Origin of the sequence: Myxococcus sp. CA033 (assembly GCF_013336625.1) — a bacterium.
Taxonomy (GTDB): Bacteria; Myxococcota; Myxococcia; order Myxococcales; family Myxococcaceae; genus Myxococcus; species Myxococcus llanfairpwllgwyngyllgogerychwyrndrobwllllantysiliogogogochensis.
The window spans coordinates 26,684-40,576 of sequence record NZ_JABUMU010000023.1 but is presented as its reverse complement, the minus strand read 5'-3'; the positions used below and the strand labels follow the sequence as shown (position 1 = coordinate 40,576).

Below are 13,893 nucleotides of genomic sequence, written 5' to 3'. Positions count from 1 at the left end.
TATTAAGTCAAGCCAGCCGCCTCGCGCGGTGCGTCCAATCCGTGTCAGGGCGCGCGCGCCGGGGATGCGAGGTGCGTAGCCTTCGTGACAGTGATGTCGCGGTGTGCAGCGCGCTACACCCCCAGTCGTGGTGGTAACCACTGGAAACACCTGGAGTCCCGGTTGGCCCATGCATTGCTCAAGAGGGGGCACGCACTCACACCCTTTCCAAGGAGCAGCTCATGAGAAACGCCAGGTCCTGGCTTGCCGGCGTCGCGGTGTTCGCCCTGGTCGCCACCGGATGCGACAGCGAGAACCCGCCCGATGCGCAGAAGGTCGCGGATGTCACCGCCAGCCGTTCGGCGGAGATGGTGCGCGGTGTCAGCGCGAGCGTGCGGACGATGAACGGCCTGCCCGCGGTCGACAGCCTGGAGGAGGCCCTCTCCGTCTTCAGCGCGGGCTTTGACGGCGTGCCCCTGCCGGCGCTCCCGAGTCAGGAGGATGAGGAGGGTGGCTCGTCGCTTCCCGACTTCTCCGACGAGGCCAAGACGAATGCCCAGTCCGCGCGACTGGAGAAGTACCTGCGCGAGCGCGTCTTCATCGCGGAGCACGTGGAGTCGACGGAGGGTGACTCCACCATCTTCCTGCTCAAGGGCGAGAAGGTCTGCACCGATGGCAGCGTGCTGGCGGACGCCGACTGCGTGAAGTTCGTGAACCAGTCCGAGCTGCGCGTGCGCGCGACGACCCTGGATGATGACGGGCTGGAGCTGACGTTCCTCATCGGGTCCAAGCGTGCCCAGCCCGTGTCGCTGCGCTTCCTGCCGAAGGCCACCTCCCTGGTGGTGGACCTGGGGGGCGTGAAGAGCGCGGTGCAGCAGCTCGACGCGGAGGCGGCCGCGGCGCTGCCCACGGTGATGGTGGGGCAGGTGGAGCTGAAGGTGACGAAGGCGGGGGAACAGCACTGGATTGTCAGCGGCTCCATCCTCCAGGCGCTGCGTCTGGAGCTGACGGGCGAGGATGGCACCATCGCCATCTCTTCGGAGCGCGCCGCTCCGCTGGTGGAGCTGGAGGCGGATGGCGCGGCGAAGCGCGCGCGCTTCCTTCTGGACCTGAACACCACCGAGGTGCGCCTGCCGTACGCGGGCCTGGCGCCGGCGCTGCGCGGCAAGGACTGGACGGTGTCCCTGTCGGGCCTGTCGTTCACCCTGGAGGCGACGGAGAACCAGAAGGACTTCACCGTGGCCCACGTGGGGCTCGGTGACGCGCAGAGCTTCTTGAGCCTGGGCACCGACAAGCTCTTCACCCTGGACCTGAACAGCCAGTCCGGCCGCCACTTCGACCTGACGCTGTCGCGTGGGGATGACGGGCTGCCGCTGGTGCGCGTGCAGCCGGAGGTGGACCTGGTGGCGCGCTTCTTCCTGGCGCCGCTCAAGGCGGACGCCGAGATGGAAGTCCCGTCGGCGTACGAGGATGCGACGTATCGCGTGCGCCTCACGGGTGGAACGGGCGGCCCGAGCCTGCGTCCGGTGCGGGCCAACGTCGCCACCGGCTTCAAGGGCGGCGTGCAGGTGGTGACGGGCGAGCTGTCGCTCACCGTGGGTGACTCGAGCGTGACCGTCGGCGCGGGCCAGTGCCTGGTGAGCCGTGAGAACTCGAGCGGCGGTGGTTCGCTGGTCGACTACCTGCAGGCGGGTGGCTGCCAGTAGCCCGCTGTCAGTGTTGATGTCCGAGAGCCGCGCCCCACTCCAAGGGTGGGCGCGGCTCTTTTTCGTGGCGCCAGGACGGTCCGCCGCGATGCGGCTGGCTCCGGCGACGACGCGGGGCCCCTGGGAAACGGGGTGCGTTGACTCGGCGGCACAATGGGACCTGGGTCTCTTGCGCGTGCCTCCACGGGCCTCTCAGTCTGCGCTCCGCGGGTGCGTCGAAACCGTTTCGACGTGGGGCTTCAGGGGGGAGTCATGGCGCACGACGATGGGCAGGGTTCAGCACCGACGGCGGCGACGGGAATGGCACGCAGGACGCTGCTGCGGGGCCTGGGAGCGGCGGGAGTCGGGGCCGCCATCACCGGGACGGGTTCGACGGCGGCCGCGCCAGCACCGGGCCCCAGGGCCGTGGCCTCCGCGACGTCCACGGCCTCCGGGCAGATCACCGCCGAAGGCGTGACGCGAGCCCTGGCGGTGCTCGACGACATCGTCAAGAAGGACAAGGCGGCCACCTCCGTGCCCGGCATCGCGGTCGCCGTGGTGTACGAGGGCCAGGTCCGGTACCTCAAGGGCCTGGGCGAACGCCAGGCGGGAGTGGTGGGGGACGTCGATGTGGACACGGTGTTTCAGCTCGCCTCGGTCTCCAAGCCGCTGAGCTCCACGGTGATTGCCGCCGCGTTGACGCGGCGGTTGGCCAAGGTGGACTGGAACGACACGCTCCAGACCTTCCGTCCGGGCTTCACGCTCGCCGATGCGTGGGTGGGGCAGCACGTCACGGTCGCCGACATGTTCTCGCATCGCAGTGGCTTGCCCGACCATGCGGGAGACCTGCTCGAGGACCTCGGCTACACCGGTGAGCAGATCATCTCGAAGCTGGCGCTGTATCCCCTGGCGCGGTTTCGCGACAACTATGCCTATACCAACTATGGCCTGACGGCTGGAGCGCAGGCGTTCGCCACGGCGACCGGACGCTCCTGGCAGGACCTGGCGCGGGAGATGATTTTCGCGCCGCTCGGCATGAGCAGCACCTCCTATTCCTTCGCGGACCTTCAGGCGAGCAAGAACCGGGCGGCGCTGCACACGCTGGTGAATGGCCAATGGAAGCCGGACCTCGGCGCCAACAATGACGGTCAGGCGCCCGCCGGTGGCGCGAACTCGTCGGTGCGCGACCTGGCCCGGTGGCTGACGATGTTGATTTCGGGGGGCGGCTTCCCGGGGCTTCAGACCCCCGTGGTCGACGTGCCAGGGCTGCAGACCGTCTGGAAGCCCAATAATGTCACCCATGGTCCGGAGGAGCTGGGGGGACGGGCGAGCTTCTACGGGCTGGGCTGGAACGTCGACTACGAGGACACCGGGGAGCTGCGGCTGGGCCACTCGGGAGGCTTCGGGCGCGGAGCGTCCACGGTCATCACCGGCTATCCGTCCAAGAAGCTGGCCATCGCCGTGCTGACGAACTCGGACCCTCGGGGTGTTCCGGAGGCCATCGCCGCCGAGTTCGTGGACATCGTCCGCTACAATGCGTCGACGCGAGACTGGCTGGCCTTCCTCGCGCCCATCGTCGCCGAGCCCATCACCCCGGACCAGACGAAGTACTCCAAGCCCGCGGTGAACCCGACCCCCGCGCGGAACCTTGGCGCCTACGTCGGAACCTATCCGAATCGCGTCTACGGTGACCTCACCGTGTCGCTTCGAGACGGTGCGCTGTCCTTCACCGTCGGCCCCGCCGGCAAGCGATTCCCGCTCACTCACTACAGCGGTGACGAGTTCTACTTCCAGACCACGGGTGAGAACGCGAGCGGGTTCTCAGGGGCGCTCTTCGCGGCTCCACGAACGAAGGTCCTCTCGCTGACCATCAATGCGTGGAACCGCGACAAGCTGGGCGTGTTCACCCGCCGTTAGTCGCTCGGAACAGAGCGTCTTTGTCCTCTCTTCTCATCCATCCTTTCGGATGCACCCCGATTTGTCGGTGAGTGCCGTCGGGCATTTGACCCGACGGAAGGTCATCTCGGGGTTGTCCGCGTTCTGAAACCAATCGAATCGCCAGTTGCAGCCCGGCTGCAGCTGAGTCGGCAATTGGGCGCATTGGGCTTTGGTGCTGATGCCGCCGTATTGTGCCCCCCAACCAGAGCTTGGCGCACCCCATTGAGGCGTACACCCGTTGAAAAGACCCACCCCGCCGCCAGGTATCAGCAGTTCGAAAAAGTTCGACCCGGTACCTGGCCCCTGGCCGACCACCTGGACCACGTGCGTCTTGCCCTTCACGGTCGTGCTGGTGAACTGCAACGCGTAACAGGCGCAGCTCGTGTCACTCTCGGTCTTGCCAGGCAGGTCTGCCCTGGCAAATCCATAGGAGAAGGTCGGGTTCAGGGCCCATGGCTGGTTGTTATTGCACGCATAGCTGGAGCCGCCATTGCAGCCGCTTTGCGTACTCGCATTGATCACTGTTACGCCACTCTTGTCGCAAGACTTGACCGGAGCGTTGACCGCGGCTTTTCCAGTCCATGAACCGCTTGCCTTGCAACAATCCCAGGCGCGGACCGTTTTGCCCGGAGCTGCCGCGGACAAATAAGTCAAGGTGGGCTGCGCCGAAGCATCGGCTGCGGGAATGAGCAAGAAGACGAGTGCGGTCATCGCAATCGTCACTCGCCGAAGAGCAACTCCGTCATGAATGATTGGCATGTTTACAACGAGAACATGACGGCGAGTGTGCGTCAAGGCGCGGCCCACTTCATTGCACCGAGGCGGGCCACGCCTGCGCCCGTGGCCCGCCCCGGTGCGGGCGGCTCAGGGCACCGTGACTGTCGCGGCGTTGCTGCGTCGGCCGTTGCCAGCCCGGTCATAGGCGATGGCGACAATCACATGCGTGCCTGATTTTCCCGTCGTGTCCCACGCCCTCGTGAACGGCGCGGTGGTTGAATAGGGCGTCTGTATGACTCCGTCGATTTCAAAGACAACATAGAGCAAGGCCTGGCTGTCGGAGGCATTGGCGGACAGCGTGACGACGCCACTGACCACCGAGCCGTTGGCCGGCGCGGAGAGGAACGACGAGGGCAGGGCGTTGTCGACGATGAGGGTCCGGGTGTTCGTCTGGACGTTGCCCGCGTGGTCGGTCGCACGCAGGGTCAGGCTGTAGGAGGTGTTGCCCAGCACCCGCGTATCCCACGTGAAGTTGTAGGTGAAGCCCGAGTAGCCGGGCTGTGAGGCCACGAAGTTTCCGTTCAGGAGGAACTCCGCCAGGGCGACGCCCGAGAGGTTCTGGTCCGTCACCGTCCAGCCCAGATTGACGATGCCGCGCACGTAGTTCAGGGTCTGGGGCGTGTACGGGGGGGAGCCGGTCAGGATGATGGGGACGAAGTTGTCCACCAGGACGCTCACCGGGCTGGAGGTGCCCGACTCGTCATTCGCGTCGAAGGCCTGGGCCGTCAGCGTGCGTGGACCCGAGGCCGTCGTCGTATTCCAGCTCACACTGAAGGGGGCCTGGGTGGCGGAGCCGATGAGCGTGGCCCCGTCGAAGAAGTCCACGCGCGTGACGCCCACGTCATCCGAGGCATCCGCCGTGAGCGTGACCGTGCCACGCAGGAAGCTGCCCGGTGCCGGAGCGGTGAGCGCCACGGTGGGGGCCGTGAGGCTGGCGCACGTGTTGGAGGAGGCGCAATCCAGGGGCGCGCGCTCCTGCTGGACCTGTGCCTGGGTATTCTCCGGCAGGTCCTGACCCTCACCACAATTGATGGAAGCCATTGCGCCCACCCCGACCAGTGCGGCGACCAGGCCCCGGCCACTTCTCGAAACGATGCCCATGTGGATTCCCCCTTCGGGGTGTGGCGCTCGCATGGATTGGGAGCAACCACGGCATCGACATATCAAACAGCCCGCCTCGAAGGGGGCCTTGACAAGGAAGGACGGGTGCTGGGGGCTCAAAGCATGCCCCCAGTCCCGGGCTCCCTCACAGCGCGGGGGCAGCCGCTTCGTTCACCAGGACATCATGGAAGTATGCATTCACATACCCCAGCGGACTGGGACTGCCGCTCGCGCAGGTGGGCAGGGCATGGGTCACCACCAACTCCTTGTTCGAGACTCCGGGAGCCTGGGTGTCCGCGACGGTGTACGCGCCATGCACCTCCGGCTGGGTGTCCCGCTGGAACACGAAGCGGTCATTCACCGCGTCCCATTGGACCCGCAGCCTCACCTGTTCGCCCTGGTGAATCAGCCCCAGGTCCGCGGTGAAGAGCGAGCTGCGCTCCGTGCAGGACGCGTCCCTGCACCGCTCGATGGCCGCCTCCACCCGCAGCTCCTGCGAGCCCACGGGGTCTGTCGACCGGGAGACGATGCGGATGGCGGCTGTGATGTCATCGCGTGCACTGCCCCGGCCCGGAGAGGAGGCATTGAAGAAGTGACCGGACAGCTCCGCCGTGCCGTGGGCGACTCCGAGTCTGGAGACCGAGCAACCCGTGCTTCTGGCGTTGTTCACGCGAACCTTCGCCTCGATGGCCGTCACCGCCGACGGCTGGGTGAAGCGCAGTCCGTACCGTCCGGCGCCCGTGTTGGACCGGCTCATCAGCCGCAGGCGGGTGAAGGCCAGCTCACGAAGGGCCTGCTGCCGGCTTCCGCTCTCCTGGCTGGCCCACCGGGCCGGGTCGATGCCGCGCACCTTCGTCGCGCGAGGCGGGTTGGACTCCGTCGGGTTGAAGTTGTCGTAGGGCACCATCGGCTCGACGGCGTGGGCGGTCGCCGTGCCCCCGAGGAGCAGCGCGAGCACCGCGGACTTCAGATTCATTGCGCTCATGGGGACTCGAGCTCCTTCAGTTGGATGTAGTGCCGGACCCGGGCGTTGTCGCCGGTGTCCATGTCCTTGCCTTCGGTCTCCAGGGTCATTCCGTTCTCATAGCCATTGAGGAAGCTCCCCATCAGCTCGAGCCCCATGAACCAATCATTGGGATTCGTCTCACCCTTCACCCGGCGGACCATTCCCGACCCCGCGAAGAAGCTGAAGTGGCCGTCCCGCTCGTCCACCGTCGTCCCGGCGCCCCCCTCGGGGATGGAGTCGTAGTGGTCATTGGGGCCGACATCCTCTTCCCAGATGGCCGACGTCATGTTCACCACCCCCGTGAAGTTCGCCGGCAGGTCAGGGAACTGCGTGGGATTGTCAGGGCCGGTGTGCACCAGCCAGTTCGGGTAGATGGTCTGGTCCTCGACGACGTTCAGGAAGGCGTTCTCCCGGAAGAAGCCATTCGCCGTCATGTGTACGCGGGGCGTGAACCAGTCCGCGCAACAGCCGCTCTCCGTCTCCAAATCCGTGACCTGCTTCACCGCGTACTCCATCCGGTGCGGCTTGGCGGGGTTGTACTTCACGACATCCTTCACCCGCGTCAACGCCACGCTCACGTCCACCATCGCGTGGTCCGACAGGCATTGCTGGAAGAACTGCTGGGGACTCTCCAGGAGGAAGCCGGAGTCGGGGTCGAAGTGCGGCTTCACGTCCGCCGTGGGCTCCTTGAGCAGGGCATAGGCGGGGAACTCCAGCGTGTCCTCGGCGGGGAACACCAACACGTAGTCGAGGCGGTCCTTGGAGCCCAGCTCGTCCGTCACCAGGTCCGTGCATTGGCTGCTCAGCCAAGTCCCGGTCGCCATCGGGTCCGGGCCGGACGAGGTGCGGGCCAGGTCCCGGGCTTCGGAGAACAGGGTGTTTGCCTTCTCGAACTCGGTGCGCTGGTTGATGGCCAGGAAGCTGGGGCCCACCATGTCTTGATAGGCCGGGAAGTTGGAGTCGGCCTGGGTGGCCTTGGGCCCCAGGGTGTTCATGTCCCCGAGCAGGAAGGCGGGGCGGTCCAGGCCGCTCGGCCAGGTGCCCTGGGGGAAGATGTCGTCGTCGCCGAGCAGGTACGGGAAGGTGTTGGCGTGCAGGGGCCCGCCCTTCCGCACCTGCTGAACGTAGGCCTTGATGTCGAAGAGCTGGTCCTCGCGGGCATCGGTGTCGGGGCCGGGGACGTTCTCTCCCGCGTTGACGTGGGTGCAGAACACGTCGACGAACTCGCCGTAGTCCGTCGCGGTGGAGACCCTGGATGCGCCGGTCTCTTCCATGACGATGACCGGCTCGGTCGCGGCGGGGGTGGCGATGCGAGCCCAGATGACGCCCTTGTCCTGGAGGCAGTCATTGCCGGTGCACATGTGCGAGGGGAAGTGGTGCACGCCTCCCTCGAGAATCTGCCGCGAGGACAACAGCACCAGGCCCGTGCTCTCGGTGGCCAGCTTGAGGACGTCGTCGTTCAGCTCCGTGACGGCCTGCATGGGTGGCAGCGACTCGATGGCGCGCAGCGCGTTGACCTTCTCGATGAGCTCGCCGCGCTCATGGGACATCCAGATTTCGGAGATGCAGGCGACCTCCTTCCTGAAAATCTTCGCGGCGACGGTGTCGATTTCTCCCGAGCCCCCGTCGCTGACCCAGAAGGTCGCATCGGGCATCTGCCCCACGTTCCACATCGTGAAGCTCAGGGGGATGGAGACGGGCTCCTTGAGTTCGAGCGTCTCCCAGGTGGAGGGCATGAAGTTGACGGGCGGCTGGTTCTTCACGTTGGGGAAGGTGCCGCCTCCCACCTTCTGCGTGGCGCCGGCCACCGAGAAGACGGTGCTCTGGAGGCCGAGGCCCAGCTTGCGGACGAGCGCCGACAGCGGCTCGCTGCCGGCGATGGGCGGCACGCTCGAGCGCAGCTTCACGGCGAACTCGATGTGTACGCGGGACGGCTGCGCGCCCGGGGTCGCCACCGTGACGCTGGTGGCCCAGGCCTGGTTGGGGGCCGTCAGCGCCATCCATCCATTCGCGTTGTTGCCCATCCGCTGCGAGAGCGTGGTGTTTCCGTTCGGGCCGGTGGAGTAGCGAAGCTGGAGGTGACGGTCCTCGGAGCGGGGCATGTTCGCCCCGGCGACCTGGTTGATGGTGGCGTCGCGCTGGGCATCGAGCCAGACGTCGATGATGCCGGAGGCGTCCAGGAAGTTCCCGTTGGCGTCCTTGGGCCGGGGCAGGCGCATGCCGATGAACAGCGTCTGCGAGTGGCAGGGGTTGGTCTGGACCGAGGGAATTCCCCCGGCATTGGGGACTCCGAAGTTGCACTCGTCCGAGGTGTATTCAGCGTTGTCGCTGACGAACAGGTAGAGCTCGCCGTTGGGGCCACCGTTCACGTAGTCCTGCAACGGGAACTTCTTGCCGTCGGCGTACTCCATCGGCGGAACCCAGCCGTCCACCGTGGGCTGGGTACACGTCGCGCCGGGAGCGCAGTGGACCGCGGCGTTCTGGGGAGGAAGCCTCGTGACGTGGGGCGCCGCCAGGGCCCATGTGGGGATGAGACTGGCGAGAGCCAACAGGAATGCACCGCGTTGCATGAAACCTCCGGGTTGTGCCCCAGAGGAACGAAGGCGTTCGCGGATCTTCCCGCCTTCGATTCATGGCCCCGTTATTTGCGGCGCGACGGCGGGCGGCTCGCGGCCTCGGCGGCGGCCTCTCGCAGCTTGTCCTTCTTGCTCTTGCGCTTTCCCTTCACGCCGCCATTCACGTCCAGGGGCGGGGTGGGGACGTCGACGGGCTCGAAGCCGGGGAGCTGCTCGCGCACGAGGCGCAGTTGGTGGCGCCGCTCGATGAGCCGGAAGTGCGCCTGCGTGTCCGCGCTGATGAAGCTGATGGCCATGCCCGGCTCGCCGGCGCGGCCCGTGCGGCCAATCCGGTGCACGTAGTCCACGGGTGAGCGCGGCAGGTCGTAGTTCACGACCGCGGGGAGCTGCACGATGTCGATGCCGCGCGCGGCGACATCCGTGGCGACGAGGACCTGCACGCGCTTCGCCTTGAAGTCCGCGAGCGCGCGCGTGCGTGCTCCCTGGCTGAGCTCTCCGTGAAGCGGCGCCGCGGTGATGCCGGCGCGGTTGAGCTTCATCGCCACGTGCTCCGACCCATAGCGGCTGGCCACGAAGGTCAGGACGTGGGACCAGGCGTGCGTTTCCAGCAGGTGACGCAGCAGCATCGTCCGCCGGCCCGCGTCGACCTCGATGGCGCGCTGGACGACGAGGTCCGCGCCGGGCAGGGCTTCTGGCTGGATGTCGATGCGGGTGGGCTCGTGCAGCAGCTGCTCGGCGAGCTTCCCCACCGCGGGCGGAAAGGTGGCGGAGAACAGTAGATTCTGGCGGCGCTTGGGGAGCAGGGCGAGCAGGCGCGTGAGCTCGTCGGCGAAGCCCAACGAGAGGAGCTGGTCGGCCTCGTCGAGGACCAGGGTCTCCACGGTGGAGAGCCGGAGCGCGTTCTGGTCCACCAGGTCCAGCGCGCGGCCCGGCGTGGCCACGATGAGGTCCGCGCCTCCGCGCAGCGCCAGCATCTGGGGGTTGATGGAGACGCCGCCGACCGCGAGGCACGTCTTCAGGCGCCGGGGCAGATGGCGACCGAGTTGCTCGACGGCATCGGCGATTTGCGCGGCGAGCTCGCGGGTGGGAACGACGATGAGGGCGCGGGTCCGCCGGGGATTGCCGCCAGGGCTCTGGGCCAGGGCCTCCAGGAGCGGCAGTACGAAGGCGGCGGTCTTCCCCGAGCCCGTCGGTGCCGACGCCCACACGTCACCGCCGCGCAGCACCGCCGGGATGGCCGCGCGTTGCACAGGGGTCGGGTCGAGGCAGTCGAGGTCGCTCATCGCGCGGACGAGCGCGTCCGAGAGACCGAGGGTGGAGAAGGTCATGGCGGCGCACCCTATCCCACCGTGGGGAACGCACCCGTCCGAAAGGGCGTCAAAGGAGGCGAGGTGGCACAGCGGCAGCCGCCCTGGCTGGCGGTGCCGGCGTGCCTGGCCCGAGCGGAAAAGAGAGGGGCCGGTGTGAGATTCCGCCTCCTGGCGCGAACCATGGGGTGAAGGCGATGGACGCGTCACTCGCGCCCTCGCAACCTCTGGACCCTCGATGGCCGAACCTGACCGACATTCCCGCTTCCTCGCCCTCCTGGAGGCGCACCGGCGGATCCTCTACAAGGTCGCCCGCGTCTACGGCGGCCCCGGGGTGGAGCCAGACGACCTGGTCCAGGAGACCATCGCCCAGCTCTGGCAGTCGTTTCCCCGCTACGACGACCGGCTCCGGTTCTCGACCTGGATGTACCGGGTGGCGCTCAATGTGGCCATCTCCTTCCAGCGGAGGGAGGGCACCCGGAAGCGGCATCTCGCGCCCGAGAGCCAGGAGATGCTGGAGGTGGCTCGGGACGTGGAGGGGCCTCCGTCGGAGGACCTCGCGCTCCTGTACCAGTGCATCTCCCAGCTGGATGACCTGAGCAAGGCCCTGGCGATGCTGTACCTGGATGGCCACGGCCACGCGGACATCGCCGAGGTGCTCGGCATCAGCACCACCAATGTCTCGACTCGCATCGGCCGCCTGAAGGACCGGCTGCGCGCGGACATGCGCAGCCTCTCAACCGACACGACGAAGGAGACCTGACGATGGAACTCGATGACTTCCAGAAGTGCTGGCAGGCGGATGACGCGCGGTTGGACGAGGTGATTCGCCTCAACCGACGGCTGCTGCGCGCGACGGAGCTGGAGGGGACGCGGACCATGATGGGGCGGCTGCGATGGTCGCTGGGATTCGAGCTGGTGATGGGGCTGGTCAGCCTGGTCGCGCTGGGGGCCTTCATCGCGGCGAACGTGCGCGAGCCCCGGTTCGTCGTCCCCGCGCTCCTGCTTGATGGCGTGGCGCTCGTCCTCACGGCCGTCGCGGCCCGCCAGTGGCTGCGCGTGGGCGCGCTCGACTACGCCGCGCCCATCACCCAGCTCCAGGCCGGCGTGGAGTCGCTGAGGGCGTCCACGGTCCGCACGACACAGTGGGTGCTGTGGCTGTCGCCGCTCCTGTGGACGCCGCTGCTCATCGTCGGGCTGCGAGGACTTGCCGGGGTGGACGCCTATCGGGTGCTGGGGACAGGCTACCTGGCGGCGAACGTGCTCTTCGGGCTCGTGTTCCTGGCCATCATGGTGGTGGGCAGTCGATGGCTCACGAAGCGGCACACGGGGGCCGCGTGGCTCCAGCGACTGGCCCATGCCGTCGCGGGGACGAACCTGAACGTGGCGCGCGAGCAGCTCGCCCGCATCGCGGCCTTCGAGGCGTCGCCGCGAAGCATCGAGAAGTAGCCGGGGCTCCTGTGCGCGCTGCCCACAGGGGCGCCAGGTCGCATGGAGAGCGCTCCTCCTTTTCCACAGGCGCCCGGGGAGTGGATTATCGTCCCGCGCGCACGGGTCGTCGGTCGACCCGGAATGGGGGTCCTCGTGGTGCGCAAGGTGCAGATCATCGCCGTGGTGGTCGTGGTCGTCGGGTTCGTCGGCGCGGGCCTCGCGTCCGTGCTCAACCAGGCGCTCGGCGTCGGCAGGCTGCACGTCTTGACGGTGGCAGACAGCGCCGTGGAGCTCGCCGTGGACGGGAAGCCGATGCCGGAGCTGAGCAAGGACAACGACCACCTCGTCTTCGAGGTCAGTCGCGGCCCTCACAAGGTGAAGCTGACGGACCCCACGTCCGGCACTGTCATCTACTACTCCGTCGACGTCCCCTACGGCTTCGACGAACTCCTCCTGCCGACACGCGAGGACCAGTGCTTCCTCCGCTTCGACATGACCGAGGCCGCCTACGGCCGGAGGAGCGCTGATTCCGAGCGAGTGTTGCCGCGGGTGACGGAGCGGTATCAGAACACCAACGAACCCATCCGCATCCCCAGCCACACGTACTACACCCACGGCGAGCTGCCCGAAACGGTCAGGTCCTCCGAGAAGGCCTTCCTGCTGCGCGACCTGCCCTGTGACTTCGCGGGTGAGGGCGCCAACGAGGGATTGCAGCGCCTGGCGCTGTCGGAGCGCGCCGACGAGCTGTTCACGGACCCTGACGCGCTGCTCGCCAACGACGCCGAGGAATAGCGGTACGGGCTGGAAGGTCTTCGAGTGGCGCTGGAGGTGCGCCGCGCGGGAGGGACGACCAGAAAACCGGGAGCCCTTCGTATGACAGGTACACCATGCGCACCTTCCCATCTCCTGCTGTGAGCGGAGTGCTGCCTCCGTTGTCCCGTGATGCGGTTCCCGGCCCACGCCAGTCTCCCGGGGCCGAGGGCATCCTCCGGCGGTATCTCCCTCTCCTCCTGAGCGGCTTCGCGCTCCTCCTGGGACTGGTCCCCGCCGAGGCGTGGGCTACGTGTTATCCGTCTGGAGCGACCCAGGAGTGCAGCAAGGGGACCTGCCAGGGCACCCGTACCTGTGACGACTACTGGGGGCCGTGCGAATACGACGGTTCGTCCACCACCGCCTGCTCCGTGTGTGGACGCTCGGGCACTCGTTTCTGCTCCGAAACCGGCAATGTCATCGGGACCTCCTGCACGGCCTATCGGGCCCAGGACGACATCTGCAACGGGTGTGACGACGACGGCGACGGACAGATTGACGAGGACTATGTCCCCACCATCCTCTGTGACGCCCAGCAGAACGGGTGCTTCGGCAAGCTCCACTGCGTGAGCGGACAGCTCGTCTGCAAGGTCCAGGTGGGGACCCAGTATCTCTCCTGCGCGGATGACTGCAGCGGCTACTCGGCGAAGCGGTGGTGCCGGGAGAATGGCACCGTGGGGCCCTGTACTCGTGACACGCCCACCACGGAGCTCTGCAACGGATGTGACGATGACCAGGACGGCGTCGTCAACAATGCCCCCGGCCAGGGTACGAACACCCTCACGCGTGAATGTGTGGGCCCCGGAGGCGCGTGCCCTGGTTCCACGGAGGCCTGTGCGACGGGCTCCTGGTCCGGCGTCTGCAATGCCCCTCCCGAGGCGTGCAACGGCCTGGACGATGACTGTGATGGGACCATCGACGAGAGCAACATCTGCCGCAGTGACCTGGGCTCCTGCTCCTGCACGCCGACGAGCTGCGCGGCCCAGGGCAGGAACTGCGGCTCCATCCCGGATGGCTGCGGCGGGACGCTGAGCTGCGGTGCCTGCGGCGCCGGGCAGATCTGCAACAACAACGTGTGCGTGGGGGCGTGCGCGCCCAGGACGTGTGCTCAGCAGGCCGTGGACTGCGGCGTCATCACGGACACTTGCGGTGGGACGCTGGATTGCGGCCCCTGCGGGATGAGCCAGGGCGGGTAGCGGAACCCGCGTCGGAAGACGCGCGGATTCAGGCTGCCTTCAACGTGTTCCAGACCATTCAGGCCGTAGGTCCAATCCGGGTCCAAA

Annotated in this window: 11 protein-coding genes; 6 read left to right on the top strand and 5 right to left on the bottom strand. The window is 67.4% G+C overall.

The window, feature by feature from the left end:
• The first annotated feature begins 221 nt into the window (after positions 1–221).
• Together HUA78_RS35705 and HUA78_RS35700 are read left to right on the top strand one after the other, a co-directional pair.
• The gene (locus HUA78_RS35705; RefSeq protein WP_254624081.1) at positions 222–1,685 is read left to right on the top strand and encodes a hypothetical protein; all 1,464 of its coding nucleotides are present in this window, start codon (positions 222–224) and stop codon (positions 1,683–1,685) included.
• Between the two features lie 252 nt (positions 1,686–1,937).
• The gene (locus tag HUA78_RS35700; RefSeq protein WP_174478219.1) at positions 1,938–3,581 is read left to right on the top strand and encodes a serine hydrolase; all 1,644 of its coding nucleotides are present in this window, start codon (positions 1,938–1,940) and stop codon (positions 3,579–3,581) included.
• Positions 3,582–3,614: 33 nt separating this feature from the next.
• Here HUA78_RS35700 and HUA78_RS35695 read toward each other — a convergent pair whose 3' ends face one another.
• The 5 genes from HUA78_RS35695 to HUA78_RS35675 all read right to left on the bottom strand — a co-directional run bounded on the left by HUA78_RS35695 (position 3,615) and on the right by HUA78_RS35675 (position 10,390).
• On the bottom strand, positions 3,615–4,361 hold the full coding sequence (locus HUA78_RS35695; RefSeq protein ID WP_174478218.1) for a hypothetical protein: 747 nt from the start codon (positions 4,359–4,361) through the stop codon (positions 3,615–3,617).
• A 105-nt stretch (positions 4,362–4,466) separates the two neighbouring features.
• Positions 4,467–5,420 carry an Ig-like domain-containing protein gene (locus HUA78_RS35690; protein ID WP_254624080.1) on the bottom strand — a complete coding sequence of 318 codons (954 nt, stop codon included), beginning with the start codon at positions 5,418–5,420 and terminating at the stop codon, positions 4,467–4,469.
• 205 nt (positions 5,421–5,625) lie between these two features.
• The gene (locus HUA78_RS35685) at positions 5,626–6,465 is read right to left on the bottom strand and encodes a hypothetical protein (RefSeq protein WP_174478216.1); all 840 of its coding nucleotides are present in this window, start codon (positions 6,463–6,465) and stop codon (positions 5,626–5,628) included.
• Positions 6,462–9,056: a hypothetical protein gene (locus tag HUA78_RS35680; RefSeq protein WP_174463371.1), complete on the bottom strand. Its 2,595-nt coding sequence runs from the start codon at positions 9,054–9,056 to the stop codon at positions 6,462–6,464. The genes HUA78_RS35685 and HUA78_RS35680 overlap by 4 nt, the downstream gene beginning before the upstream one ends.
• 71 nt (positions 9,057–9,127) lie before the next feature.
• The gene (locus HUA78_RS35675) at positions 9,128–10,390 is read right to left on the bottom strand and encodes a DEAD/DEAH box helicase (RefSeq protein ID WP_174463370.1); all 1,263 of its coding nucleotides are present in this window, start codon (positions 10,388–10,390) and stop codon (positions 9,128–9,130) included.
• Positions 10,391–10,607: 217 nt separating this feature from the next.
• Here HUA78_RS35675 and HUA78_RS35670 point away from each other — a divergent pair, with 217 nt between their 5' ends.
• The 4 genes from HUA78_RS35670 (at position 10,608) to HUA78_RS35655 (ending at position 13,806) form a co-directional block, all read left to right on the top strand.
• Complete coding sequence (locus tag HUA78_RS35670) at positions 10,608–11,132, top strand: RNA polymerase sigma factor (protein WP_174458034.1); 525 nt, start codon at positions 10,608–10,610, stop codon at positions 11,130–11,132.
• Positions 11,133–11,134: 2 nt separating this feature from the next.
• Positions 11,135–11,818 carry a hypothetical protein gene (locus tag HUA78_RS35665; RefSeq protein ID WP_254624079.1) on the top strand — a complete coding sequence of 228 codons (684 nt, stop codon included), beginning with the start codon at positions 11,135–11,137 and terminating at the stop codon, positions 11,816–11,818.
• A gap of 123 nt (positions 11,819–11,941) precedes the next feature.
• Positions 11,942–12,592 carry a hypothetical protein gene (locus HUA78_RS35660; RefSeq protein ID WP_174478215.1) on the top strand — a complete coding sequence of 217 codons (651 nt, stop codon included), beginning with the start codon at positions 11,942–11,944 and terminating at the stop codon, positions 12,590–12,592.
• Positions 12,593–12,687: 95 nt separating this feature from the next.
• Positions 12,688–13,806 (top strand): hypothetical protein, encoded by a 1,119-nt coding sequence (locus HUA78_RS35655; RefSeq protein ID WP_217442722.1) that lies wholly within the window; start codon positions 12,688–12,690, stop codon positions 13,804–13,806.
• Positions 13,807–13,893 lie beyond the last annotated feature (87 nt).